20 protein-coding genes are annotated in these 24,745 nt (G+C 66.6%); 9 read left to right on the top strand and 11 right to left on the bottom strand.

What is annotated here, in order from left to right; all coding sequences use genetic code 11:
• Positions 1 to 251 precede the first annotated feature (251 nt).
• The 3 genes from clpB to ACMAUO_RS12265 all read right to left on the bottom strand — a co-directional run bounded on the left by clpB (position 252) and on the right by ACMAUO_RS12265 (position 4,632).
• Positions 252 to 2,855 (bottom strand): ATP-dependent chaperone ClpB, encoded by a 2,604-nt coding sequence (gene clpB, locus ACMAUO_RS12275; RefSeq protein WP_420357141.1) that lies wholly within the window; start codon positions 2,853 to 2,855, stop codon positions 252 to 254.
• A gap of 175 nt (positions 2,856 to 3,030) precedes the next feature.
• On the bottom strand, positions 3,031 to 3,567 hold the full coding sequence (locus ACMAUO_RS12270) for a GlcG/HbpS family heme-binding protein (protein WP_420357140.1): 537 nt from the start codon (positions 3,565 to 3,567) through the stop codon (positions 3,031 to 3,033).
• Positions 3,568 to 3,573: 6 nt separating this feature from the next.
• The gene (locus ACMAUO_RS12265) at positions 3,574 to 4,632 is read right to left on the bottom strand and encodes an aldo/keto reductase (RefSeq protein WP_420357139.1); all 1,059 of its coding nucleotides are present in this window, start codon (positions 4,630 to 4,632) and stop codon (positions 3,574 to 3,576) included.
• A gap of 101 nt (positions 4,633 to 4,733) precedes the next feature.
• On the opposite strand from ACMAUO_RS12265, the gene ACMAUO_RS12260 reads away from it, so the two are divergent.
• Positions 4,734 to 5,642 (top strand): LysR family transcriptional regulator, encoded by a 909-nt coding sequence (locus tag ACMAUO_RS12260; RefSeq protein WP_420357138.1) that lies wholly within the window; start codon positions 4,734 to 4,736, stop codon positions 5,640 to 5,642.
• Here ACMAUO_RS12260 and ACMAUO_RS12255 read toward each other — a convergent pair.
• The 3 genes from ACMAUO_RS12255 to ACMAUO_RS12245 form a co-directional block, all read right to left on the bottom strand.
• Positions 5,627 to 6,322 (bottom strand): fumarylacetoacetate hydrolase family protein, encoded by a 696-nt coding sequence (locus tag ACMAUO_RS12255; protein ID WP_420357137.1) that lies wholly within the window; start codon positions 6,320 to 6,322, stop codon positions 5,627 to 5,629. The genes ACMAUO_RS12260 and ACMAUO_RS12255 overlap by 16 nt on opposite strands.
• Positions 6,323 to 6,357: 35 nt before the next feature.
• Positions 6,358 to 6,918: a GNAT family N-acetyltransferase gene (locus ACMAUO_RS12250; protein WP_420357136.1), complete on the bottom strand. Its 561-nt coding sequence runs from the start codon at positions 6,916 to 6,918 to the stop codon at positions 6,358 to 6,360.
• 156 nt (positions 6,919 to 7,074) lie between these two features.
• Positions 7,075 to 8,655 (bottom strand): RNA repair transcriptional activator RtcR family protein, encoded by a 1,581-nt coding sequence (locus ACMAUO_RS12245; protein ID WP_420357135.1) that lies wholly within the window; start codon positions 8,653 to 8,655, stop codon positions 7,075 to 7,077.
• A gap of 173 nt (positions 8,656 to 8,828) precedes the next feature.
• Here ACMAUO_RS12245 and ACMAUO_RS12240 point away from each other — a divergent pair, with 173 nt between their 5' ends.
• Both ACMAUO_RS12240 and ACMAUO_RS12235 read left to right on the top strand, forming a co-directional pair.
• A complete protein-coding gene (locus ACMAUO_RS12240; RefSeq protein WP_420357134.1) occupies positions 8,829 to 10,385 on the top strand; it encodes a vWA domain-containing protein in 1,557 nt (518 codons plus the stop codon).
• Positions 10,386 to 10,709: 324 nt separating this feature from the next.
• Positions 10,710 to 12,119, top strand: a complete 1,410-nt coding sequence (locus tag ACMAUO_RS12235) for an RtcB family protein (protein ID WP_420357133.1) — start codon at positions 10,710 to 10,712, stop codon at positions 12,117 to 12,119.
• A gap of 50 nt (positions 12,120 to 12,169) precedes the next feature.
• Here ACMAUO_RS12235 and ilvC read toward each other — a convergent pair whose 3' ends face one another.
• From ilvC to miaA, 4 genes are all read right to left on the bottom strand, one after another.
• Positions 12,170 to 13,189, bottom strand: a complete 1,020-nt coding sequence (gene ilvC / locus ACMAUO_RS12230) for a ketol-acid reductoisomerase (protein ID WP_420357132.1) — start codon at positions 13,187 to 13,189, stop codon at positions 12,170 to 12,172.
• Positions 13,190 to 13,235: 46 nt separating this feature from the next.
• Positions 13,236 to 13,745, bottom strand: coding sequence for an acetolactate synthase small subunit (gene ilvN / locus ACMAUO_RS12225; protein WP_420357290.1), 510 nt, complete (start codon positions 13,743 to 13,745; stop codon positions 13,236 to 13,238).
• A gap of 105 nt (positions 13,746 to 13,850) precedes the next feature.
• A complete protein-coding gene (ilvB, locus tag ACMAUO_RS12220; RefSeq protein ID WP_420357131.1) occupies positions 13,851 to 15,677 on the bottom strand; it encodes a biosynthetic-type acetolactate synthase large subunit in 1,827 nt (608 codons plus the stop codon).
• 70 nt (positions 15,678 to 15,747) lie between these two features.
• Entirely contained in the window at positions 15,748 to 16,746 is a 999-nt protein-coding gene (gene miaA, locus ACMAUO_RS12215; protein ID WP_420357130.1) for a tRNA (adenosine(37)-N6)-dimethylallyltransferase MiaA, read from the bottom strand.
• A gap of 30 nt (positions 16,747 to 16,776) precedes the next feature.
• On the opposite strand from miaA, the gene serB reads away from it, so the two are divergent.
• Positions 16,777 to 17,673, top strand: coding sequence for a phosphoserine phosphatase SerB (serB, locus tag ACMAUO_RS12210; protein WP_420357289.1), 897 nt, complete (start codon positions 16,777 to 16,779; stop codon positions 17,671 to 17,673).
• Positions 17,674 to 17,802: 129 nt separating this feature from the next.
• Here the strand turns inward: serB and ACMAUO_RS12205 are convergent, their stop codons facing one another.
• Positions 17,803 to 18,741: a cation diffusion facilitator family transporter gene (locus tag ACMAUO_RS12205; protein WP_420357288.1), complete on the bottom strand. Its 939-nt coding sequence runs from the start codon at positions 18,739 to 18,741 to the stop codon at positions 17,803 to 17,805.
• 197 nt (positions 18,742 to 18,938) lie between these two features.
• On the opposite strand from ACMAUO_RS12205, the gene ACMAUO_RS12200 reads away from it, so the two are divergent.
• The 5 genes from ACMAUO_RS12200 (at position 18,939) to ACMAUO_RS12180 (ending at position 24,744) form a co-directional block, all read left to right on the top strand.
• Entirely contained in the window at positions 18,939 to 19,778 is an 840-nt protein-coding gene (locus ACMAUO_RS12200) for a carbon-nitrogen hydrolase family protein (RefSeq protein ID WP_420357129.1), read from the top strand.
• Between the two features lie 28 nt (positions 19,779 to 19,806).
• Positions 19,807 to 20,610 (top strand): NAD kinase, encoded by an 804-nt coding sequence (locus ACMAUO_RS12195; protein WP_420357128.1) that lies wholly within the window; start codon positions 19,807 to 19,809, stop codon positions 20,608 to 20,610.
• A 195-nt stretch (positions 20,611 to 20,805) separates the two neighbouring features.
• The gene (locus tag ACMAUO_RS12190; protein ID WP_420357127.1) at positions 20,806 to 23,025 is read left to right on the top strand and encodes a TonB-dependent siderophore receptor; all 2,220 of its coding nucleotides are present in this window, start codon (positions 20,806 to 20,808) and stop codon (positions 23,023 to 23,025) included.
• 22 nt (positions 23,026 to 23,047) lie between these two features.
• Positions 23,048 to 23,308 carry a hypothetical protein gene (locus ACMAUO_RS12185; protein WP_420357126.1) on the top strand — a complete coding sequence of 87 codons (261 nt, stop codon included), beginning with the start codon at positions 23,048 to 23,050 and terminating at the stop codon, positions 23,306 to 23,308.
• Complete coding sequence (locus ACMAUO_RS12180) at positions 23,305 to 24,744, top strand: PepSY-associated TM helix domain-containing protein (protein ID WP_420357125.1); 1,440 nt, start codon at positions 23,305 to 23,307, stop codon at positions 24,742 to 24,744. The genes ACMAUO_RS12185 and ACMAUO_RS12180 overlap by 4 nt, the downstream gene beginning before the upstream one ends.
• Position 24,745 lies beyond the last annotated feature (1 nt).

The raw sequence follows: 24,745 nt of genomic DNA, 5'->3' as shown, positions 1-24,745 counted from the left end.
CGGTCCGAAGCGGTAGTGCCGTTCGGTGAAGCGGCTTTTACGGGGATCGAGGGGGGATGTCAACGCGCTTCAAAACAGCCCTGAAACACTCTGTTTTTCCCAGAAACCCGGCCCGCCCAACCGGGAGCCCACACCCCTCTGTGGATAAGGGGTGGATAAGAAAATGAACTTTTTTCTGCTTTTCCATGTCAGGACGGCGAAAAAGGCCGCAGACGGGGCGGCGCATCACCGTGCGCCGCCCCAAAAACCGCTCAGTCTTCAGCGATCGACCGACCGTTGATGGTCAGACCCTTGTCATCGGCCGACACCTTGATCCGCTCGCCGTCATGGATGGTGCCATCCAGCAGCAACCCGGCCAAAGGGTTCTGCAAGCTGCGCTGGATCACCCGCTTCAGCGGACGCGCGCCATACACCGGATCGTAGCCTGCCTCGGCCAGCCAGAGATGACCCGGCTCGTCCAGGTCCAGTTCGATATGCCGCTCGTCCAGCAGCTTGCGCAGGCGCCCGATCTGGATATCGACGATCCGCGTCATGTCCGCCCGCTGGAGACGGGAGAACAGGATGATCTCGTCCAGGCGGTTGAGGAATTCCGGCCGGAAATGATTGCGCACCACCTTCATGACCTCGGCCTGCACCATATCCGTGGATTCGTTGTCCGGCAGATGCGCCAGGACGTCGGACCCCAGATTGCTGGTCAGGACGATGATGGTGTTGCGGAAATCGACCGTCCGCCCCTGCCCGTCCGTCAGGCGCCCGTCATCGAGCACTTGGAGCAGCACGTTGAAGACATCCTCGTGCGCCTTCTCCACCTCATCGAACAGGATCACCTGATAAGGCCGGCGCCGCACAGCCTCGGTCAGCACGCCGCCTTCCTCATAGCCGACATAGCCCGGGGGCGCGCCGATCAGGCGGGAGACCGCGTGCTTCTCCATGAACTCGCTCATGTCGATGCGCAGCAGCGCCTTCTCGTCATCGAACAGGAAGCGGGCCAGCGCCTTGCACAACTCGGTCTTGCCCACGCCGGTCGGGCCGAGGAACAGGAACGAGCCGATCGGCCGGTTGGGGTCCTGCAAGCCCGCGCGGGCACGCCGCACCGCATTGGCCACCGCCTTCAGCGCCGGTTCCTGGCCCACCACGCTGCGGCGCAGTTCGTCCTCCATCCGCAGCAGCTTGGCCCGCTCGCCTTCCAGCATGCGGTCCACCGGCACACCGGTCCAGCGCGACACGACAGACGCGATACCCTGTTCGGTCACAGCCTCGCTGACCAGACCATCGCCGGCGGCGGCACTTTCGTTGGCCTCCTGCGCGCTGGCGATCTTCCCTTCCAGATTGGGAATGACGCCATACATCAGTTCCGACGCCCGCCCCAGATCACCGCGCCGCTGCGCGACCTCGACATCCGAGCGTGCCTGGTCGAGCTGTTCCTTCAGCTTCTGGATCGCATTCACGCGGTCCTTCTCGGCATGCCAGGCCGCCGACATGGCGTTCGATTTTTCCTCGATCTCCGCCAGTTCGGCTTCCAGCTTCACCAGACGCTCGCGGCTGGCGGAATCATCTTCCTTGCGGATCGCCTCGCGCTCGATCTTGAGCTGGATCAGCCGGCGATCGAGTTCGTCCAGTTCTTCCGGCTTGCTGTCGATCTGCATCCGCAGGCGGCTGGCCGCCTCGTCCACCAGGTCGATCGCCTTGTCGGGCAGGAAGCGGTCGGTGATGTAGCGGTTGGAGAGCGTCGCCGCCGCCACCAGCGCGTTGTCGGTAATCCGCACGCCATGGTGGAGTTCGTACTTCTCCTTGATGCCGCGCAGGATCGAGATGGTATCGGGCACCGACGGCTCGCCGACATAGACCGGCTGGAAGCGCCGGGCCAAGGCCGCGTCCTTCTCGATATACTTGCGGTATTCATCCAGCGTGGTCGCACCGATGCAATGCAGCGTGCCACGCGCCAGTTCCGGCTTGATCAGGTTGGACGCATCCATCGCCCCATCCGTCCGACCGGCACCAACCAGCGTGTGCATCTCGTCGATGAACAGGATCACCTGCCCCTCGGCGCTTTCGATCTCCTTGAGCACGGCCTTCAGCCGTTCCTCGAACTCGCCACGGAACTTGGCACCGGCCACCAGCGCGCCGAGATCGAGCGACAGCAGCTTCTTGTTCTTCAGCGCCTCCGGCACGTCGCCATTGACGATGCGCAGGGCCAGCCCTTCGACGATCGCGGTCTTGCCCACGCCGGGCTCACCGATCAGCACCGGATTGTTCTTGCTGCGCCGCGCCAGCACCTGGATCGCCCGACGGATTTCCTCGTCGCGCCCGATCACCGGGTCCAGCTTGCCCTGCTGGGCGATCTCGGTCACGTCGCGGGCATATTTCTTCAGCGCGTCGAAGCTGGCTTCGGCGTTCTCGCTGGTCACGGTGCGCCCCTTGCGAATGGCGGCAACCGCCTTGTCCAGCGCCTGCGGCGTCGCACCACCGTCACGCAGCGCACGGCCGGCCGGCGTTTCCGACGCGGCAATCGCCACCAGCAGGCGGTCCTGTGCCACGAACTCGTCACCGGCCTTCTGCGCCGCGCTCTGCGCCGCATCCAGCAGACGGACCAGATCCGGCGTGGCCTGCGGCTGGCCGGCGCCGCCACCCTGCACGCGGGGCAGCTTGGCCAGCGCAGCCTCGACAGCCGCCTGGATGGCAGGCGTCTGCCCGCCAGCGGCGCGGATCAATGCGGAGGCCGCCCCTTCGGGGTCGTCCAGCAGCGCCTTCAGCAGATGTTCGGGCGTCAGTTGCTGGTTGTACTCACGCACCGCGATCGTCTGCGCGGCCTGGAGGAACCCGCGCGACCGTTCGGTAAATTTCTCGATATTCATAATCCCATGTCCCTTTCACTCAGGCGACCTGAAGCTGGGGGCGCCATCCCTTCAGGAGGCAATGGCGCACCACACTAAGGCCTAGATGGGGATAATGGGACGTTGTTACAAGGGCATGGTGACGCGATGGCACATGACTGCCCCGCCCTCCGCGCGGTCGTTTTCATGACACCGGTCATTGAAACCGGGGCGAGACCTCCTTAACCGCGGCAACCGCGCAGGCTTCGTCCAGGTCGCCGCCGGGCGCCCCCGAAACACCCAGGCCCCCCAGCACCGAGCGATCCGCCCGCCGCAGCAATACGCCACCGGGCACGAACAGCACCTGCGGAATCGTGTTCAGCGCCCCATTGGGCGGCCCGGTGACCTTGGCCGCGATCAGGGCACTGGTCGTGTCCTTGTCGAAGGTCATGCCATAGGCATAGGCCGTGTAGGCCTTGCGGTAGGACACCGACAGCGATTGCAGCGGCACCGTATCGCCCTTGATGATCACCTGCTCATGGCCGGACGGATCGACCACGGCGGCGGTGACGGACCAGCCGCGCGCCGCACAGATCCGCACCGCCGCCGCCGCGAGCTGGTCGGCGACTTCCCACGACAGTTTCTGGGTGGTGATGACCGCCGGCCCGGCGGCCCGGGCCGGCTGCACCGTCATCAGGCCCGCGACCGTGCCGGCCGCGAGCATGCAGGCCGCAATGCGGCGATAGAGTGCCATGGCGCCTCAGCCCTTCTTGATCGAAGGGCCGAGCAGCAGCAGATCGGCCGCCGACAGGCGATCCGATGCCGTGCTCGCCTGATGCCAGTAGGGATAAAGCAGCGGCGGGGCGCTGGCCGCGTCCAGACGTGCCATTTCCTCGGCCGACAGAGCCAGTTCGGTCGCCTTCAGATTATCGGCCAACTGGGCATCGGTTCGCGCCCCGATGACAACCGAGGTGATCGCCGGACGATGCGCGACCCAGGCCAGCGCCACCTGCGCGGCAGAGACACCCCGTTCCGCGCCGATCGCCACCAGGACCTCGACGACATCGTACAGCTTCTCGACGTCATGGACCGGCGGCTCGCCCCAGTTGGCCAACTGGCGCGTGCCCTCCGGTTCGGGCTTGCCGCGCCGATGCTTGCCGGACAGCAGGCCGCCGGCCAGCGGGCTCCATACCTGCACGCCGATACCCTGATCCAGCGCCACCGGCAGCAATTCATATTCGGCCTCGCGCGCCTGAAGCGAATAATAGATCTGCTGCGCGACCGGGGCGATCAGGCGGTGGCGCTCCGCCGTGCTCAACGCCTTCATCAGGTGCCAGCCGGAGAAATTGGACACCCCGGCATAGCGGATCTTGCCCGAGCGGGTCAGCGTATCCAGCGCCTCCAGCGTTTCGTCCAGCGGGGTCTGGCCGTCCCATTCATGCAGGTAATACAGGTCGATATGGTCGCGACCCAGCCGGCGCAGGCTGGCTTCGGCCGCCGCGACGATATGATAGCGCGACAGGCCGGCATCATTCGCGCCTTCGCCCATGCGGAAGCGCGTCTTGGTGCTGACCAGGATTTCCGACGACCGCCCCTTCAGCGCCGCCCCCAGAATCTCCTCCGACACGCCGGCGGAATAGATGTCGGCGGTATCGAAGATATTGATCCCGGCCTCGATGCACATGTCGATCTGCCGCTGCGCGCCCGCGAGGTCGGTATTGCCGGTCTTGGCGAATGCGCCCTTGCCCCCGAACGTCATGGTCCCGAGCGTGAAAGCCGAGAGACGCAGGCCGGAACGGCCGAGCTGACGATACTGCATGGATTGCCTCCTGTAACGGATCGGTCAGCGGGACTATGGGCGCGCCGGCCGGAGAATGATAACCGTCAAAACCGGAAAACAGTTTCCGGAAAAGGCGAACGATGCGCGACATCGACGAGATGCGGGTAATGATCGAAATCGTCCGCCATGGCGGCCTGTCGGCGGCGGCGCGCCATCTGGGCCTGGCCCCCTCGGTGGTCAGCGACCGGCTGGTACGACTGGAACGCCGGCTGGGCACGCGCCTGCTGGTACGCACCACACGGCGCCAGACCCTGACCGAGGCCGGGCGCGTCTATCTGGATGAAGCGACCGCGATCCTGGCCGCCACGGAGATGATGGAAGCACGGGTGCGCGAGACGGTCAGCGCGCCCGGCGGCATGCTGCGCGTCACCGCCCCCACCCCGTTCGGACGCCTGCGGCTGGCGCCGTTCGTCGCCGATTTCGTCCGCCGCCACCCGGGCATCCGCGTGCATCTGACGCTGGAGGACCGGATGGCCGACATTGTCGGCGAAGGGTTCGACATCGCCATTCGCGGCGCGCCGGTGGTGGATACCACCCTGACCGGCCGGCGCCTGATGGAAAGCCGCCGCGTGCTGGTGGCCAGCCCGGACTATCTGGCCCGCCGGGGCATCCCCGATACCCCCGCCGATCTCGCCCACCATGACTGCCTGGTGGCCAACATGACAGGCCAGTGCCGGGCCACATGGCGTTTCGGCCGTGGGGACGCCGCGCGCCCATGGCGGATCGACGGCCTGCTGGCCTCCAGCAATTCGGAACTGCCGGTGCAATGGGCGCTGGCCGGCATGGGCCTGACCCAGAAATCCCTGTGGGAGGTCGAAGAGGCCGTGCGGGCCGGACGGCTGGTCACGGTAATGGAATCCTGGGAGCCGGACCCCGTCACCTTCTATGCCATCCACCCCGTCAGCACCGCCCACTCGCAGAAGATCGCGCTCTTCATCGGCGACCTGCTGCAACCAGGCAGTATCACGACCGATCAGGCCGCGCCGTAGGTCACATCCAGCGTACCGACCCCGACACAGCTTGCATGCAGCACATCGCCCGGCTGCACCGGGCCGACACCCGCCGGCGTGCCGGTCATGATCAGATCACCCGGCGCCAGTGCAACAAAGGCACTCAACTGCGAGATGATATCGGCGACCGGCCAGATCATGTCCGACACATCGCCCTGCTGGCGAACCTCGCCATTCACCGACAACGTGATCGGCCCACGCTCCGGATGGCCGATCGCGGCCACGGGCGCCACCGGCCCGATCGGGCAGGACTGGTCGAACCCCTTGGCCAGCGCCCACGGCCGACCGGCCTTCTTGGCCGCCGCCTGAAGATCGCGGCGCGTCATATCCAGGCCCAGCGCATAGCCATAGACATGCGACAACGCCTGATCCGCCGGAATATCCCGCCCACCAGTGCCGATCGCCACCACCAGTTCGACCTCATAATGCAGATTGGCGGTCTTGACCGGAAACGGCAGCACGCCGCCGCCGGACACGACGGCATCGCCCGGCTTGGCGAAAAAGAACGGCGGCGCGCGATCCGGATCGCCCCCCATCTCACGCGCATGTTCGGCATAGTTCTGCCCGACGCACCAGATCCGGCGCACCGGGAAACGGGCCTCGGTTCCCGTGACCGCCAGACTGGGCTGCGGCGGCTGCGGGATGACGTAATCGGTCATGATCGGTGTCCTTGCTGACTGAACCTGTCCCGATCTTATTCCCACTCTCCCGCCACACGAAAGCCGAACAGCTTGCGCATCCGCACCAGCGGCACCGCAAGGCCGTTCACATTCGCTTCGACTGTTTCGACGGGCTGGTACCCACTGGCGGCGTACAACGGCTGACCGCTCAACGTCGCCATCAGTTCCACCGTGGAAAACCCCTCGGCGCGGGCAGCCTGTTCACATCCCGAAAGGATCACCCGCCCGATGCCCTGCCGTGCACAACGCGGGTGGGTGTACATGGCCCGGATTTTCGCGGCATCACAGGCAGGATCGAGAAGCTGGGGGTCGCGCAGGCTGGTGCTGTGATCGCCGCCATAAAGCGTCGCGCGCCGGCTCCAGCCGCCGCACCCCACGATCTCGCCGTCCCTTTCGGCCACTAGGTAAGTGCCGTCCGCCACAAGCTGGGTGTCGAGCCCCATGATCGCACGGCTGGCCGCGACCTGTTCGGGCGTGAGGAACGCCGCCTGCAAAGTTCCAATCGCCAGCGCGATCAGTGATTCCAGAGCCGGAAGATCGGCCTCGGTTGCCCATCGTGTGCTGACAGCCTGCATCAGACGACTCCTTTCGCGCAGTCCCACGCGACGATCGACACCGGAAAACGAAACCGGCTTCCCCTCGGGCCGTGCCATGTGCCGACACCGAGGCGGTCCTGCCCGGCAACGCCATCTGGCCATCCATCACTCCCGAGGCATACCGGCGGCCTCATTTCACCCGGTCGATGCCGCACGCACCGCATCCCAGTCCAGATCAAAGCGTGCAAGATATTTGCGCAGACGATCCGCGTCGTTCCTGCTGGCTTTCTCCTGTCGCGACACCGCGAACAACCGCCGGCCGGCGTCGGACAGCGAGCGCGCCTCACGGCAGACGCGGATCACGGCGGCAAGCTGGGCGCGATCGAATGCATCAATGGCGGACGGGTCCTCGACGAACGCCCGCAGCAGCGTCATGTCGGGATCGACAGCACTCAGGCCCCAGCGCGCCGTCAAAAGCGCGATTTCCTCCTCGACCATGGGCAGCGTGACCCGGCCACGCTCGGCCAACGTACACAGACGCAGGACCGATGCCTCCAGATCGCGGTAATTGCCCGTCCAGCGCGCCGCCGGATCGCGGGCAAAGCGCAGATAACGCGCGCCTGCATCGGTATTGAAGCCGGTCCTGATGCCCAGGCGACGTTCCACCGCCTCGCGGGCATGGGCCAGTTCCTCTTCCATATCCTCCGGACGTTCGCGCAGGGCCGGGATCCGCACCATCCACGACGATAGCCGCGCCAGCAGATCGGGCCGCAGGACGGACGGATCGGACAGTTCGGCTTCGGTGCGGCACGTGGTCGCAATGAGGTGAAAACGGCTCGTCACCTCATTGTCCGATCCGAGGGGATAATAGGACCCCATCTCGATCGCCCGCAGCAGAAGGGCCTGTTCCTCCAGCGGCAGCAGGTCGATGTCCTCAAGCAGCAGAACACCGCCGCCCGCCTCGCCAAGCAGACCCACACGCTCGGTCCCGGCCAGGCCGACCACGTTACGCCGCTGCCCGAACAGGGCCGCCATGGCATGCGGCCCGCGAAGTGCGGCGCAATGCGCCTGAACCAGCCGCCCCTTCACGCGCCGCCGCTGGAGCTTGAGCTCGTACAGCCGCCCGGCCAGCGTACTCTTGCCGGTGCCCGCTTCGCCCAGAAGGAAGACCGGTTCGTCGGATCCCGTGGCAACACGCTCCAGCCGGTCGACCAGGCGGACCATCGCCGGATGCCGCGTGACGATTCCGCCGCGCAGCATATAGGAATGTTCGCGGGCAGCCGCCTCGAAACGCCGTTGCAGGGCATTGTAGCGCGCAAGATCGAGATCGATGACATCGAGCGTTCCCTGCGGCGCCCCGTCCGGACGTGGCGGCCCCGTCTGCACTAGGCGGGCCGGAACATGACGGCTCTCGGTCAGCAGGAACCAGCAGATCTGCGCGACATGCGTGCCGGTGGTCAGATGGACGTGATAGCGCTCGCGATCCTCGTCGAAGCCGTACGTCTCCGCGAAATCATAGAGCTTTCCATAGACCTCCTGAAAATCCCACGGATCCGCAAGCTCCATCCGCACGAGCCGGACCTCGGTATCGGGCGATATCCGCCCGATATCGCGCATCACCCGCTCGGCGACGGGCTCCGCGTAGAGCGGATAGAGCAGTTCCAGCCGGTCGATCGGGAAGTCCGGATGCGCGCAGAGCTTCACGGACGGCTGCCAGGCGCCGCGTCGCACCTGATCCAGCTTGGTGCCGAGAAAACCGATGACGACGTTCTTCATAAGTTTATCCTGCCAGATAATATCCTATAGCACAGGATAGAAAAACCAGCCCCCTCTCTTCGCCGAAACGGATAAATCCTTTCCGGAACAAGGCGTTGAAAGCGATTTGCGATTTTCTTCGCCCGCCGCCTTCCCCCTGCGAGAATGACCGCAGACGAAAGGAGGGCCCGAACATGGTCAACAAGGATCTCTTCACGACATTCCCCGGGCCCCCCATGCCCGGTGCCACGGGACGCGATGCGGCCGGTGCGCCAGCCTACGCATACGAGGCGCGGCACAAGCTGGCCCAGATCGCCTGCACGGGAACATTCGCCGACCGTTTCTATCAATCCGCCACGCACGAACTCGCGGACCTGCTCGCGGCGGCCCGTCTTGTCGATCATGAATTCCTGGCGCAGGTGGCGATCCACGCCCATGAAGTCGGCCATATGAAGGATATGCCGGCCGTGCTTCTGGCCCTGCTGTCCACCCGTGATGCCGCTCTGTTCGGACGGATCTTTCCCAGGATCGTCACCTCCGGGTCCATGCTACGCCGGTTCGCGCAGGTGATGCGATCGGGCCTGATCGGCCGCAAATCGTTCGGCACACGGCCGAAGCTGGCCATCCGGGCCTGGCTGAATGCCGCGACCGACCGTCAGTTGCTGGCCGCGTCGGTGGGGGCGAGCCCGTCACTGGCCGATGTGATCCGCATGGTCCATCCGCGCCCCGAAACCCCAGCACGGGAGGCGTTCTATGCCTGGCTGATCGGGCGGCCCGCAATGGTTTCGGCGTTGCCGGAGGTAGTGCGCGACCTGCTGGCGTTCCGGGCCGGAACGTCCGACCGGGTGCCCGCCGTGCCGTTCCAGCTTCTCGCGACGCTGCCGCTGACCGGCGCGCAGTGGGGCGAGATCGCGCGAACCGCATCGTGGCAGACGCTGCGCCAGGGGCTGAACATGCTGCATCGCAACGGGACATTCCACGATCCGGCGATCATGGCGCATGTCACGGCGACCCTGCGCGACCCCGAGCGGATCCGCGCGGGCCGGGCGATGCCCTACCAGCTTCTGGCCAGCCTGAAGGCGCTGGACGCCAGGATCGACCCCGCGGTGCGGGACGCGCTTCATGACGCCATGGAGCGTTCCGTCTCCGCGGTGCCGCGACTGACAGGCAGCATCGCACTCTGCCCGGATGTCTCGGGGTCGATGCGTTCGCCTCTGACAGGCTATCGCCGGGGCGCGACCTCAACGATGCGTTGCGTCGATGTCGCGGCCCTGATGACGGCGGCGATCAAGCGCGGCAATCCGGATGCGCTGGTCCTGCCGTTCGACGAGACCGTCCGCGATGTCGCCCTCGAACCGCGCGACACGATCCTGACCAATGCCGAACGCCTCGCGGCGCTCGACGGCGGCGGAACTGACTGCGCGGCGCCGCTGGCGACGCTGAACGAACGGCATCTGGCGCCCGACCTGGTGGTGCTGATCTCGGACAACCAGTCCTGGATCGGCGCGCGGGGAGGAAACCAGCCGACGAAGGTGATGCAGGAATGGGCGTTCATCCGCCATCGCAACCCGGGCGCCCGCCTGGTGTGCGTCGATCTTCAGCCCTACGGCTCGTCGCAGGCGCTCTCGCGGCCGGACATCCTGAATATCGGCGGTTTTTCCGATGCGGTGTTCGGCCAGATCGGCGATTTCGCGGAAGGCCGGATGACGCCTGACCACTGGGTCGGCCAGATCATGGCCGTCCCGCTATAAAGACCGGCCGGGACCACGCGCCCCGGCCGGCCCACTTGGAACAGACCCCGGCGAATGCCGGCGGGACTACAGGTAGAGCGCCCGGAAACGGGAGGGCACGGGTTCAAGTCCCGTCCTGCATCCATGCAGGTAGCTCAGAAAAACCGTCCCGCCATCCCTTGTCGCCGGACCCGACTTCATGACCGGCGAATGCCGGAGAGACTACAGATCCCGGCGCCCCTGCCTCGCGGCAACCGCCATAGTCTCTCCACCTCCTTGTCGCCGGTCCCGAACGCAGACAGGCACGGCATAGGCCGGCCGCCATCATGGCAGGAGCGGATCATCATGTCCGATACCACAACAGCGGCGATCGATGGGGCCCATCTGATTGCATGGGGCCACCATCCGGGGCCCCGTTTTCCCGAACTGCTCGCGCGCGCCAACGCGGCCTGCGCGGCGGGCGCCGATCTGGCACAGGTCCAGGCCGCGCTCGCACCCGAACTGGCGCCCCCGCCCCCACCGCCCCTGGCATTGCAGGCGCCGGACAGCGTGCCACTGCATGTCTCGATCACGGCGGAAACCGACGACGAATCCGCCAACGTGTCCCGCGTCCTGGAGACGATGCGGGAAGTCCTGCGCACACCGACGGTGGAGGCCGGCGCGCTGATGCCCGATGCCTGCCCGGCGGGGCCGCTGGGGACGATCCCCGTAGGCGGCATCGTCGCCGCGAGAAACGCGATCCATCCCGGCATGCATTCGGCCGACATCTGCTGTTCGGTCATGATGACGGACCTGGGCATGGCAGACCCGAAGGCCGTCCTCGACGCCGCATCCGGCACGACGCATTTCGGCCCCGGCGGCCGCGAACAGGGCAACCGCTTTACCGTATCGCTGAACCTGCTGGACGCCTTCCGGGCCAACCCGTTTCTCGCGCCCGACAAGGTGCTGCATACGGCGCAGGCCCATATGGGCACCCAGGGCGACGGCAATCATTTCCTGTTCGTCGGCCGCTCACGCCGCACGGGCCGGACGGCGATCGTAACCCATCACGGATCGCGCGGTCCGGGCGCACAGCTCTACAGGGCAGGCATGGCCGTGGCGGAACGCTATCGCCGCCGGCTATCCCGCGAAACCCTGGTGCAGAACGCCTGGATCCCGGCCGATACCGATGACGGGCGCGCCTATTGGGAAGCCTTGCAGTTGATCCGCCGCTGGACCAAGGCCAATCACAACGCGATCCATCAGGCGGTCGCCGAACGGGTACGGGCCGAACCGGGAGACCGGTTCTGGAACGAGCATAATTTCGTCTTCGAGCGGGACGGGCTGTTCTATCACGGCAAGGGCGCGACCCCGGCGTGGAACAGCTACGCGGCGGATGCGAGCGGCCGGGTGCTGATTCCGCTCAACATGGCGGAGCCCGTTCTGGTCGCCCGGGGGCACGACGCGGGCCATGCGCTCGGCTTCGCCCCCCATGGCGCGGGGCGGAACATGACCCGCACGGAACATCGCCGCCGCATGGGCACGGCAACGCCCGAGGCGATCCTCAAGGCGGAAACAGCGGGGCTGGATATCCGTTTCCAGGCTGGTTCGGTCGATATTTCCGAACTGCCGTCGAGCTACAAGCGGGCCGATTCGGTCGTCGCGCAGATCGACAGGTACGGGCTGGCGGAGATCGAGGATTACATCGATCCGGTCGGCTGCATCATGGCCGGCGACATGGCCCCGCCCTGGCTGAACCGGAAAAGAAGGCGATAGCGGTCAGGTCAGCCGGGCGGGCGCAATCGCCCGCCCGGCCTGTATCCTGATCAGTTGCGGGTCTTGTCGACCAGTGCGTTCTTGCCGATCCACGGCATCATCGCGCGCAGCTTCTCACCGACCTTCTCGATCTGGTGGGCGTTGTTGCGGGCGCGGATGGCCTTGAAGCCGACATTGCCGGACTGGTTTTCCAGGATGAAGTTGCGCACGAACGTGCCGTCCTGGATATCGGTCAGGACGCGCTTCATCTCGGCCTTGGTCTCGGACGTCACGATGCGCGGGCCGGTGACGTATTCGCCGTATTCCGCCGTGTTCGAGATCGAGTAGTTCATGTTCGCGATGCCGCCTTCATAGATCAGGTCGACGATCAGCTTTGTCTCGTGCAGGCACTCGAAATACGCCATCTCGGGCGCATAGCCGGCCTCGACCAGCGTCTCGAACCCGGCGCGGATCAGCTCGACCAGGCCACCGCACAGCACGGCCTGCTCGCCGAACAGGTCGGTCTCGACCTCTTCCTTGAAGGTCGTCTCGATGATGCCAGCGCGGCCGCCGCCATTGGCCGAGGCATAGGACAGCGCGATTTCCAGCGCATTGCCCGACGCGTTCTGCGCCACGGCAACCAGCGAGGGCACACCGCCGCCACGCTGATATTCCGAACGCACCGTGTGGCCGGGGCCCTTGGGCGCGATCAGGAACACGTCGAGGTCCGGACGGGCCTCGATGATGCGGAAATGGATCGACAGGCCATGCGCGAACGCCAGCGCCGCGCCCTGCTTCAGGTTGGCTTCCAGATGCTCCTTGTACAGCGCACCCTGGCCCTCGTCCGGCGTCAGCACCATCACCACGTCGGCCCAGGCGGCGGCGGCGGAGGGGTCCATGACCTTGAAGCCCGCGCCCTCGGCCTTGGCCACGGCGGTCGAGCCCGGACGCAGGCCGATCACCATCTCGGTGACGCCGCTGTCCTTCAGGTTGTTGGCATGGGCGTGGCCCTGGCTGCCATAGCCGATGATCGCGACCTTCTTGGACTTGATCAGGTTCACGTCGGCGTCGCGATCATAATACACGCGCATGATAAGACCTCCTGTTGAGACGAAAGAAAGAATGCATGACCTGCGGTCAGATCGTCCGGGGGCCCCGGATGATCGCGGCCACGCCCGTGCGGGAGACTTCGGCCAGGCCGAGCGGACGCATCAGGTCGATGAACGAATCGAGCTTGTCGGTCGCACCGGTCAGCTCGAAGACGAAGGATGTGGCGGTGGTATCCACCGCGCGCGCGCGAAAGGCCTCGGCAATGCGCAGGGCCTCGGTCCGGGCCTCGCCGGTCGAGACGACCTTCACCAGCGCCATTTCACGCGCGACATGCGGGCCCACCTGCGTCAGGTTGGCCACGCGATAGACCGGCACCAGCCGCCCCACCTGGGCCTTGATCTGCTCGATCACCTGCGGCGTGCCCGAGGTCACGATATTGATGCGCGACTGGTGGCGCGACTGCTCGACCGGCGCCACGGTCAGGCTTTCGATATTGTAGCCGCGCCCGGAAAACAGTCCGATCACGCGCGCCAGCACGCCGCTTTCGTTTTCCACCAGAATGGAGATGACCGCGGAGACAATCGTCTCGTCCTGCATGGTCATAATGAGAATTCCCGAACAGAACCCGGCACGGGGCGAACCCCGATGCCGGTATATATAAAAGGAAGCGGCCGCACGGGCCGGGGGCGAAGGAGCGTCGGATCAGACCAGCATGCGGCCCTCGGCGCTGACCTTGACCTCGCCTTCCTGCTCCGGGCCCAGAAGCATCTGGTTATGGGCCGCGCCGGACGGGATCATCGGGTAGCAGTTCTCGTCCTGCGCCACGCAGATATCGGCCACCACCGCGCCGGGCTCGGCCAGCATGGCGCGGATCACGTCGTCCAGTTCGCCCACGCAGGTCGCGCGCATGCCCTTGGCATGGAAGCTCTCGGCCAGGCGGATGAAGTCCGGCAGCGCCGCGCTGTAGCTTTCGGAATAGCGCGAGCCATGCAGCAGTTCCTGCCACTGGCGGACCATGCCCATATACTGGTTGTTCAGGATAAAAATCTTCACCGGCAGGCGGTACTGGGCGATGGTGCCCAGTTCCTGAATGTTCATCAGGGTCGAGGCCTCGCCCGCGATGTCGACCACCAGCGCGTCGGGATGCGCGATCTGCGCGCCCACCGCCGCCGGCAGGCCGTAGCCCATGGTGCCCAGCCCGCCCGAGGTCAGCCAGCGGTTCGGCCGGTCGAACTGGAAATGCTGCGCCGCCCACATCTGGTGCTGGCCCACCTCGGTCGAGACGAACGTATCCCGCCCGGTTTCCATCGCCAGCTCATACAGCCGGCGCACGGCATGCTGCGGCCGGATGATCGCCGAAGGCGTCATATCCTGGTCGAAATGCAGGCTGCGGATGCCGCGCCACGCCTCGATCTGCTGCCACCACTGAGCCAGCGCCGCTGGATCGGACGCGCCGTCCTGGCGATCCCATTCCTCCAGCATCATCTCGATCACCCGGCCGGCATCGCCGACGATCGGCACGTCGACCTGCACGATCTTGTTGATCTGCGACGGCTCGATATCGGCATGGATCTTGAACGACCCCGGCGAGAACGCATCCAGCCGTCCGGTCACCCGGTCGTCGAAACGCGCGCCCAGCGCGACCAGCACGTCACAGCCATGGGTGGCCAGATTGGCCTCGTAGGTGCCATGCATGCCCAGCATGCCCAGGAATTGCCTGTCGGTGGTCGGATAGCAACCCAGCCCCATCAGGGTCGAGGTGCAGGGGAAGCCCGTCTTGCGCACCAGCCGGCCCAGCGCCTCGCTGGCCTGCGGCCCCGCATTGATGACGCCGCCACCGGTATAGAACAGCGGGCGCCGCGCGCGCTTCATCGCCGCGACGGCACGCACCACCGCCTCGCGCTCCGGCTCGGTGCGCGGGCGGTAGGACGGATGCGGCGCGCGCGATGCCGGGGCATAGGGCGCCGGCCCCACCGAGATGTTCTTCGGCAGGTCCACCACCACCGGGCCGGGGCGGCCGCTGCGGGCGATATGGAAGGCCTCGTGCGCCACGCGGGCCAGATCGGCCGGGTTCTTCACCAGGTAATTATGCTTGGTGGCCTGACGGGTAATACCCGTGGTGTCGGCCTCCTGGAACGCATCGGTGCCGATCAGCGGCACGCCCACCTGCCCAGTGAAGCACACCACCGGGATGGAATCCATCAACGCATCCACCAGGCCGGTCACGGCATTGGTGGCACCGGGGCCGCTGGTGACCAGCACCACGCCGACCTTGCCGGTCGAACGCGCATAGGCCTCGGCCGCGTGCACCGCCGCCTGCTCGTGCCGCACCAGCACGTGGCGCACCGCGTTCTGCCTGAACAGCGCGTCATAGATCGGCAGCACCGCGCCACCAGGATAGCCGAAAATGACATCGACCCCCTGATCGACGAGAACGCGAAGCAGGACCTCGGCACCGGAGAGGACGACATCCGCTCCGTGGGCATGAGTATTCGGCTTCAGATCGTTCAGGTTGGGTGTCGCGTTCATGTCCCTGCTCCTCCATCCGGCGTGTTTGACGCGGGACCACAGGCCCCTCCGGACGGAATGTCGGCTGGGTTTAGGGAAACTGACGACCGGCGTCAATCCGGTTTAGAATAAAAGAAATGACGTCGCCGTAATTCCTTTCCATTTGTTGCGCATCGGTGCCGATCCGTGTGTCGATCACCCGCGTATCCGCCACATTCGCAATGTTATGATGCGCGAACCAGGTCGTCTGCCGCCGTGTATAACGCCCGGTCGCCAGCACCGCGCGGTTCGCGGCCTCCTCCAATGTCAGTTCCCCGCACAGATGGGCGGCCAGTTCCGGCACGCCATGCGCCCGCATCGCCGGCAGGGCGGGCGACAGGTCCTGCGCCAGCAGCGCCCGCACTTCCTCCAGCGCCCCCGCCTCCAGCATCGCCTCGAAGCGCCGCGCGATGGCGGCACGCAGCGCATCGCGCGGCGGCTCCAGCCGCACCGCCACCCGGTGGCAGGCCAGCGGCGGCAGCGTCGCGGTACGGCGCCAATGGGCCATGCCGTGCCCGGTGCCCGACCAGACCTCCCACGCGCGGGCCACGCGCTGGCTGTCGGAAGGGCGCAGGGTGGCCGCACTTTCAGGATCGACCGCCGCCAGCCGCGCATGCAGCGCCGCCGACCCCTCTTCCTCCACCAGCCGGCGCGCCTCGGCCCGGGCCTCGGCGCCGGGATCGGGGATGTCGGTCAGCCCATCGGTCAGCGCGCGCATATACATGCCGGTGCCCCCGCACAGCACCGGCAGCCTCCCCGCAGTCCACGCCGCCTCGATTTCTTCCATCGCACAGGCACGCCACCAGGCGACACTGCCGGTCTCATGCGCGGGCAGCACACCATACAGACGGTGCGGCACGGCCGCTTCTTCTTCCGGCGTCGGCCGGGCCGTCAGCACCCGCAGGTCACGATAGACCTGCATCGAATCCGCGTTGATGATCACGCCATCCAACGCCAGCGCCACCGCCAGCGCCAGCGCCGATTTGCCCGAGCAGGTCGGCCCCGCGATCACCACCACCGGCCGCTGCGACAGATCCACCGCTTGCGTCATGCCGCCTTCCCTGTCACACGCCTGTTCGTCATGTCGCTGTCCCATACCATCACGCTCGTCGCCCGCCGCGACGCCACGACCCTGACCGACGCCGATGCCCGCGCCGCGCGGGACATGGTGAAGGGCGGCGTCCCCGTCATCCTCTCGCCCGGCGAGGCCGTGGACATCCCCAGCCCGGCCCCCCATCCGGGCATGCCGACGCTGGATACGATGCGCGCCGTCTTCGGCCCGCGCCAGATCGACGTCCTTCTGACCCGTTCGCGCGGGCGACGCAAAGGGCTTCTGGTCGCGGACATGGACAGCACCATCGTCACCAACGAAACGCTGGACGACCTCGCCGCCCACGCCGGCATCGGCGAGCGCATCGCCGAGATCACCCGCCGCTCGATGAACGGCGAGATCGATTTCGCCGCTGCCCTGCGCGAGCGCGTTTCCCTGCTGGCCGGCCTGCCCGCCACCCTGCTGGAAAAGGCATGGAAAGATGTGCGGCTGAACGAGGGCGCCCGCGAACTGGTGGCGACGATGCGCAAGCATAATGCCCGCACCGCGCTGGTCTCCGGCGGCTTCACCTTCTTCACCGGCCGCGTCGCGGCGCTGTGCGGCTTTGCCGAACATCACGCCAACAGCCTGCAGATCAGCGGCGGCACCCTGACCGGCACGGTCGGCGAACCGATCCTCGGCCCCGACGTCAAGCTGGCCCACCTCCGCCGCCTCGCCGAGGACGGACGCCTGAAACCCGCCGCCACCATGGCGGTCGGCGATGGCGCGAACGACCTAGCCATGCTGAAAGAGGCCGGCCTGGGCATCGCCTTCCACGCCAAGCCGATCGTCCGCGCGGCTATCGGCAACCGGGTGGACCATGCCAGCCTGCGGGCGCTGCTGTTCGCGCAGGGATATCCGGCGGCGTCGTTCGTAAGCGGCGAGTAAGGACTTTCTTTTTCTGAAGAAAAAGAAGCAAAAAGACTTTTATCCGTTCAGGAGCATCGCGTGTCCCCAGCACAAGGCTCCTGACCGAATCAGAGTTTTTTGGTTCTTTTTTTCAAAAAAGAACAGTCTTCACTGCCGCCCCTTCGCCATCCGCGCCGAGGCATCCTGCGCCTCGATAAACACATGCGTCACCTCGGGCACCGCCTTGCGGATCTGTTCCTCGATCCGCGAGACCGTCTGCTCCACCTGCCCGGCACTCTGGCCGTTATCGAAATCCAGGCTCAGCGCCACCAGAACGTCCGACGGGCCGAAATGCATCGAGCGCATTTCGTTCAAGCCCAGCACGCCGGGTTCGCGCAGGGCCAGCCCCCGAACCTTGGCCAGGGATTCCGCCGCCATGCCCTCGCCGGTCAGCAGGGACTGGGTCTCCCGCGCGAGGAAGGCGGCGGTCACGGTCAGGATCACGCCGATCAGGATCGAGGCCACGCCGTCGAGCATCGGCAGGTCCAGCGTTTCCGCCAGGATATTGCCCAGCAGCGCTACCGCCAGACCGCACAATGCCGCCGTATCCTCGAACAGCACGGTGAAGACGGTCGGGTCCTTGCTATGGCGCACGGCCTCCAGCCAGCCGCGCCGGCCCTTGCCGTTGCGGCGGAACGCCCGCAGCGCCGTCAGCCACACCGACCCCTCGAACAGGATGGCCAGCGCCAGCACCACATAATTGACGACGACATGATCCACCGGCTGGGGATGGCGGATGCGGCTGACCCCCTCGATCACCGAGACACCGGCCCCGAGGCCGAAGATCAGCAGCGCCACGACGAAGGTCCAGAAATACAGCTCCAGCCCGTAGCCGAACGGATGCAGGGTGGTGGCCGGCCGCGCGGCACGGCGCAGGCCCACCAGCAGCAGCATCTGGTTGCCGGTATCGATCAGCGAATGGATCGCCTCGCTCAGCATCGCGGCGCTGCCGGTCATGAAGGCGGCGACGAATTTGACGACAGCGACCAGCAGGTTACCCCCAAGAGCCGCATAGATGACGAAACGGGACGACGAGGAGGCCATGATCACTCCGGATAACAACTTCTTATAAACCGGATTCCGCCCACGTCGAAGAGACTGTAACGAAAACCAGCCCCCCGAAAGCGGGCGGCAGTTGCGGGCGGATCGGCCCGCATCTTATAAAGAGCCGCTGACGATCCCCCCTCGTGGATCGGACCATGGATCGGCCGGCCGGCCGCATCCGCCTTCGCACGGAGTGTCAGGTGCGCACCACAGTCGTCCAGATGGCCCCCGGCGCGTCCCTGCCGGACAATATCGCCCAGGCAGGCGCGCTGATCGCGGCCGCCGTCGCCGCCGACCGGCCCGACCTGGTGGTGCTGCCGGAAATCTGGAGCTGCCTGGGCGGCACGGCGGAGGTCAAGTTCGCCAATGCCGAGGAACTCCCCGCCCCCGGCGCCACGGCGGGCGCCGGGCCCCTCTACCGCTTCCTGTCCGAAACCGCGCGCACGCACGGCATCACGCTGCATGGCGGGTCGATCGGCCAGCGCCATGGCGACCGGCTGCTGAACACCAGCCTGGTCTTCGGCCCGGACGGGGTGGAGCGGGCGCGCTACAGCAAGATCCACCTGTTCGACATCACCACCCCCGGCGGCGAAGGCTACCGCGAGAGCGATACCTATGCGCCGGGCAGCGAGGTCGTGACCGTCCCGGTCGGCGCCTTCACCGCCGGGCTGGCCATCTGCTACGATCTGCGCTTCGCCGAACTGTTCCTGGCCCTGCGCCGGCGCGGCGCGAACGTGATCGTGCTGCCGGCGGCCTTCACCGCCGAGACCGGCGAGGCTCACTGGGCCACGCTGCTGCGCGCCCGCGCGATCGAGACCCAGTGCTGGGTCGTGGCCTGCGGCACCACCGGCACTCATATCGACGCGGGCGGCCATGCGCGCCGCACTTACGGCCATTCCATGATCATCGACCCATGGGGCACGATCGTCGCCCAGGCCTCGAACGGCACCGGCTGGGCCACGGCAGCCCTGAACCTCGACCAGGTCGAGCGTGTCCGCGCCGGCATGCCCGTACTCGCCCATCGTCGCCTGAATACGTGATGGCGCCGTACCCGGCCATGACCGCACGATGACCGAAGTCCATCCCCCCGTCTGGCCCCACGGTGCCGCGCCGCGCCGCCTGAGCTTCATCTCGGCGCCCAACGAGCAGGCCCGCCGGACGCGCGAGGAGCTGGTCGCCCGCTACGGCCAGTACGCCCCGCCCGACGCCGACGCCGTCATCTGCCTGGGCGGCGACGGCTTCATGCTGGAGACCCTGCACAGCATGCTGGGCGAGCCGACGCCGGTGTACGGGATCAATTGCGGATCGGTCGGCTTCCTGATGAACCCGTCCCTGCCCGACGACCTGCCGGCGCACCTGGCCCGCACCCAGGCCGCCACGCTGCACCCGCTACGCATGTGCTCGGTCGACCGGGCCGGGGTGGAGACCAGGGCCCTGGCCCTGAACGACGTGTTCCTGTTCCGCCAGACGCGACAGGCCGCGAAGATCGAGATCGCGGTCGATGGCCGGGTCCGGATGCCCGAACTGATCTGCGACGGCGTGCTGGTCGCAACCCCGGCGGGGTCCACCGCCTATAACCTGTCCGCCCACGGACCGATCGTCCCGCTCTCGGCCAATCTCCTGCCCCTGACCCCGATCAGCGCCTTCCGTCCCCGGCGCTGGCGCGGCGCGCTGCTGCCCTCCACCGCGCGGGTCACGCTGACGATCCTGGAAAGCGAGAAACGCCCCGTCGCGGCCGTCGCCGACTTCACGGAAGTCCGCGACGTGGTGCGGGTCGAAATCGAGGAAGATCGCACGCTCCACGCCACGCTTCTGTTCGACGCGGACCAGAGCCTGTCCGAACGGATCCTGGCCGAGCAATTCACGGTCTGACCTGAATCGCACCTCAGAGACTGACCTAAAATGCGCGCTGGCGGCGATCCAGCGCGCGTTTTAGGTCAGGCTCTCAGACATGACCGCTCCACAAACCTGCCAGAAGGCACACGCATACAAGTTTTGTTTCATTAAATGTAGTTGAGATTAATTATCATATGCATGATAGTGCGCCCCCTGAAGCGGAGAGCGCAATTGACTGCCGAAACACGTCGCCCCAGATCCTTTTCCCTTGCCGTCGGGTTGCTACTAGCAACGACACCGGCCCTGGCGGCAGAGAGCAGCCAGCCCGTGCCGGCCAAACAGGTGCAGGACGGGAAAACGCAGGCCACTGGAACGAAAGCAACCGGCACGAAAACCAGCGCCACGGAGGCCGAACATATCGTCGTCCGCGCGCACCGTGCCGCGACCGTGGCCGCCTCGGCCACCAAGAGCGACACCCCGCTGATCGACACCGCGCAATCCGTCACCGTCGTCACGCGCAGCGAAATGGACGTACGCGGCGTGCTGAACCTGAACCAGGCGGTGCGCTACGCGGCGGGCATCACGCCGGACCTGCGCGGCGGGGGCGTGGGCTCGCGCTACGACCAGTTCCTGCTGCGCGGCTTCATGATCCCGACCTTCCTCGACGGGCTGAAACTACAGGACAGCCCCACCGGATACGCCATCGCCCAGACCGACACCTCGCGCCTCGACCGGCTCGAAATCCTCAAGGGCCCGGCATCCTCGCTCTACGGCCAGTCCAGCCCCGGCGGCCTGGCGGCGCTATCGAGCAAACTGCCGACCGACCTGCGCTCCTACGGCAGCGTGGCCGCGACGGGCGGCAGCTTCGACCTGTATCGCGTGGATGCCGATGTCGGCGGCTACGCGACCAATGACGGCCTCGTCCGCTACCGGATCTACGGCACCGCCAACGGCCAGCACACCCAGCTCAGCAAGACGGGCAGCCGGCGCTTTTCCATCAGCCCCTCCTTCACCTTCGGCGGCGACGGGCCGACGACGCTGACGCTGCTGGGCAATTATCAGTACGATCCCGAAAGCGGCACCTATGGCGGCGTGCCGCTGGTCGGTTCGCTCAAGCCCGCGCCCTTCGGCTACCTGCCGCGGAACTTCTATGACGGCGACGTGCCGTTCGAGAAGTTCAACCGCCGGCACGGTTCGGTCACCTATATCTTCAACCACCGCTTCAACGAGGACTGGAGCTTCACGTCGCGCGGGCGGTACGACGATATCATGACCGAATATCGCAGCGTGTATGACAGCGGCTACTACAATCCCGACGGCACGCTGGCCCGCTCCGCCTTCGGCACCAACGAACACACGCACAACCTCGCCTTCGACAGCCAGTTCAAGGGCCATGTGCGCACCGGCCCCCTGCAACATATGCTGATGGTCGGCTTCGACTACATGCAGCAGAGCGCAACGGAGCAGGGCGCCTACGGCAGCGCGCCCGACATGGACGTGTTCCACCCCGATTACCACATGGCCATCCCCGCGATGACGCCCTACGTGAATTATCGGACCAATTCGCATCAGGTCGGCGTCTATGCGCAGGACGAGGTCCACTGGCGCGGCCTGGTGCTGACCGGCAGCCTGCGCAACGACTGGTACCGGTCGCACCAGACCGAATATCTCTCCCAGTCGACCTCCAACCAGAGCCCGAGCCAGATCACCTGGCGCGCCTCGGGCCTGTATCATTTCAATTTCGGCCTGGCGCCCTACATCAGCTATTCGACATCTTTCCAGCCGCAATCGGGCCTCGTTTCCCCCGATGGCGGGCAGACGTTCCGCCAGGCCAATCCCTCGATGGGCAAGCAGCTTGAAGGCGGCCTGAAATACCAGATTCCGGGGACCACGGTCCTGCTGACCGCCGCCGGCTTCCATATCGAGCAGACCAACGTCCTCGTTCCCGTCAGCAACACCGTCTACAATATCGCAAGCGGCCTGGTGCATTCCGACGGTTTCGAGTTCGAAGCCCACGCGGAAGCCTTCAGGAACCTGATGATCGACGCGGCGGTCAGCGTCCAGAAGGTCCATGACGATTCGACCGGCAAGCCGCTGATCCAGTCGGGCAAGGGCAATGCCTCGCTGTTCGCCTTCTACACGATGCCGTCGGGCCCCGTAAAAGGCCTGGGCTTCGGCGGCGGCCTGCGCTACACCGCCAAATCCTATGGCGGCGAGGCCGATTACGGCAGCGTCTGGGTGCCGCAATATGCCGTCTTCGACGGGTCGCTCCGCTATGATCTGTCGAATGCCTCCCCCGCTCTTCACGGCTGGACCCTCTCGGCCAGCGTCCGCAACCTCTTCGACAAGAAGTTTGTCGCCAACTGTCTGGCCTATGCGTCCTATGGGCAGGAATTCTGCTACTACGGCGAACGCCGCAATGCCCAGGCCACTATTGGCTACACCTGGTAATTCCCGCCAGGCCGCCATGCGCATGGGCATGATCCTGCGCGTGGCGGTGGCCATCGTCGGCGGCTACGCCGTCGCGGCCCTGGCCGGGATCGCACTCTCCACCTGCCTGCCCTGGTCGCGCGCCGAAAACGTGACGGCCGGCCTTCTGGCGGGGCTCCTGCTCTGGCCCGCCATGGTCATGACGGGCTTCGCACTGCGTACGCTCCTGCATGTCTGCGCGGCGATCACGGGCATTGCCGCGTTGCTGGCCGCCCTGGCGCTGCTGGGCGGATGGCGTCCATGAAGCCCAATTTCCGCGCCGCGATGACGTGGCTGCACGACTGGACGGGCATCCTCACCGGCTGGGTGCTGCTGGCGATCGTGCTGTCCGGCACGCTCAGCGTCTTCCGCCCCGAAATCACCGTCTGGATGCACCCCGAACTGGCCGGGCGCACCGCCGATCCGATACGGGCCAGCGTTGCCGCCGTCGACTGGCTGCGCACCCATGCACCCCATTCGCCTGCCTGGTACCTGACGGCAGCGGGACCACGCGCGCCCTTTACCTGGGCGGTGTGGCAGCAGCAGGACGGACAGTTCGTCCAGCGTGCGCTTGACCCGGCATCAGGCGCTCCGGATACGATCCGCGATACACTGGGCGGCGAATTCTTCTACCGCTTTCACTTCGAACTCCAGATTCCCTATCCGTTCGGCCGGCTGATCGCCGCCATCGCCGCCCTGGCACTGGTGCTGGCCCTGGTCACCGGCATCGTCGCCCACCGGCGATTTTTCACCGATTTCTTCACGTTCCGCCCCCGCAAGGGGCAGAGAAGCTGGCTGGATGCCCATAATCTGCTGGGCGTGACCGTGCTGCCGTTCCACCTGATCATCGCGTTTTCCGGCGCGGTCACGCTGGCCACCCTGCTGCTGCCCTGGGGCATCCTCTCCGCCTATCCCGGCGCGCCGGCACAGTTCGAAAACGAACTCTCCCCCGCACTGACGGAACCGCCGGCAACCGGCACCCCCGGCACGCTGGCCCCGATCGAGCCGATCCTGCGAGATGCGGCCCGCCACTTCGGCCCGGACGGGATCGCCCAGATCTACGTCTACAATCCCGCCGATACCGCCGCGACCATCATCGCCTTCGGCGGCAACGGCGCGCATGTCGCCTTCAATACCCATGTGCTGCGCTTCGACGGCACGACCGGGCGCCTCCTGGCGGATTATACAGAACACAGGCCCCTGATCTCCGCTTCCGCCGCCCTTTATGGGTTGCATGTCGCCCGCTTCGCGCCGTTGCCCACGCGGTGGCTCTATTTCACCTGCGGCCTGCTGCTGGCGGCCGTGATCGCCAGCGGCCTGCGGCTGCGCACGCTGCGCCGCCGCAGGCAGGGCAAGCCCACCGAAGCGGTCGAACGGCTGAATGCGGGCATGATCGCCGGCACGCCCATCGCCTTCGCGGGCTATTTCCTGGCCAACCGCCTGCTGCCCGCCACCATGCCCGACCGTGCCGGGCACGAAGTCCAGGCCGTCTTCATCGTCTGGGGCCTGATGCTGGCCCTGGCCCTCGCCCTCCCGTCCGCCCGGAGTTGGCGCGTGCTGTCCGGACTGGCCATGCTGATGCTGGGGGGCGTCGCCGCCTTCAGTGCCCCCTGGCTGAACGGCGTGGACCAGGGCACGGCCGCCGTTGCCATCCTGCTGGCAGCGGGCTTCGCCTGCGCCGCCTGCCGCCGGGCGAACTGAC

The sequence above is a fragment of the Gluconacetobacter brunescens genome (assembly GCF_048695475.1).
GTDB lineage: Bacteria > Pseudomonadota > Alphaproteobacteria > Acetobacterales > Acetobacteraceae > Gluconacetobacter.
The sequence above is the reverse complement of the archived record's forward strand: the minus strand, read 5'-3'. Positions and strand labels throughout refer to the sequence as shown.

Bases quoted from the DNA above. Each gene is read 5' to 3' on its own strand.
- clpB (WP_420357141.1), bottom strand. From the start codon at position 2,855: ATGAATATCGAGAAATTTACCGAACGGTCGCGCGGGTTCCTCCAGGCC.
- ACMAUO_RS12270 (WP_420357140.1), bottom strand. From the start codon at position 3,567: ATGGCACTCTATCGCCGCATTGCGGCCTGCATGCTCGCGGCCGGCACG.
- ACMAUO_RS12265 (WP_420357139.1), bottom strand. From the start codon at position 4,632: ATGCAGTATCGTCAGCTCGGCCGTTCCGGCCTGCGTCTCTCGGCTTTC.
- ACMAUO_RS12260 (WP_420357138.1), top strand. From the start codon at position 4,734: ATGCGCGACATCGACGAGATGCGGGTAATGATCGAAATCGTCCGCCAT.
- ACMAUO_RS12255 (WP_420357137.1), bottom strand. From the start codon at position 6,322: ATGACCGATTACGTCATCCCGCAGCCGCCGCAGCCCAGTCTGGCGGTC.
- ACMAUO_RS12250 (WP_420357136.1), bottom strand. From the start codon at position 6,918: ATGCAGGCTGTCAGCACACGATGGGCAACCGAGGCCGATCTTCCGGCT.
- ACMAUO_RS12245 (WP_420357135.1), bottom strand. From the start codon at position 8,655: ATGAAGAACGTCGTCATCGGTTTTCTCGGCACCAAGCTGGATCAGGTG.
- ACMAUO_RS12240 (WP_420357134.1), top strand. From the start codon at position 8,829: ATGGTCAACAAGGATCTCTTCACGACATTCCCCGGGCCCCCCATGCCC.
- ACMAUO_RS12235 (WP_420357133.1), top strand. From the start codon at position 10,710: ATGTCCGATACCACAACAGCGGCGATCGATGGGGCCCATCTGATTGCA.
- ilvC (WP_420357132.1), bottom strand. From the start codon at position 13,189: ATGCGCGTGTATTATGATCGCGACGCCGACGTGAACCTGATCAAGTCC.
- ilvN (WP_420357290.1), bottom strand. From the start codon at position 13,745: ATGCAGGACGAGACGATTGTCTCCGCGGTCATCTCCATTCTGGTGGAA.
- ilvB (WP_420357131.1), bottom strand. From the start codon at position 15,677: ATGAACGCGACACCCAACCTGAACGATCTGAAGCCGAATACTCATGCC.
- miaA (WP_420357130.1), bottom strand. From the start codon at position 16,746: ATGACGCAAGCGGTGGATCTGTCGCAGCGGCCGGTGGTGGTGATCGCG.
- serB (WP_420357289.1), top strand. From the start codon at position 16,777: ATGTCGCTGTCCCATACCATCACGCTCGTCGCCCGCCGCGACGCCACG.
- ACMAUO_RS12195 (WP_420357128.1), top strand. From the start codon at position 19,807: ATGACCGAAGTCCATCCCCCCGTCTGGCCCCACGGTGCCGCGCCGCGC.
- ACMAUO_RS12185 (WP_420357126.1), top strand. From the start codon at position 23,048: ATGGGCATGATCCTGCGCGTGGCGGTGGCCATCGTCGGCGGCTACGCC.
- ACMAUO_RS12180 (WP_420357125.1), top strand. From the start codon at position 23,305: ATGAAGCCCAATTTCCGCGCCGCGATGACGTGGCTGCACGACTGGACG.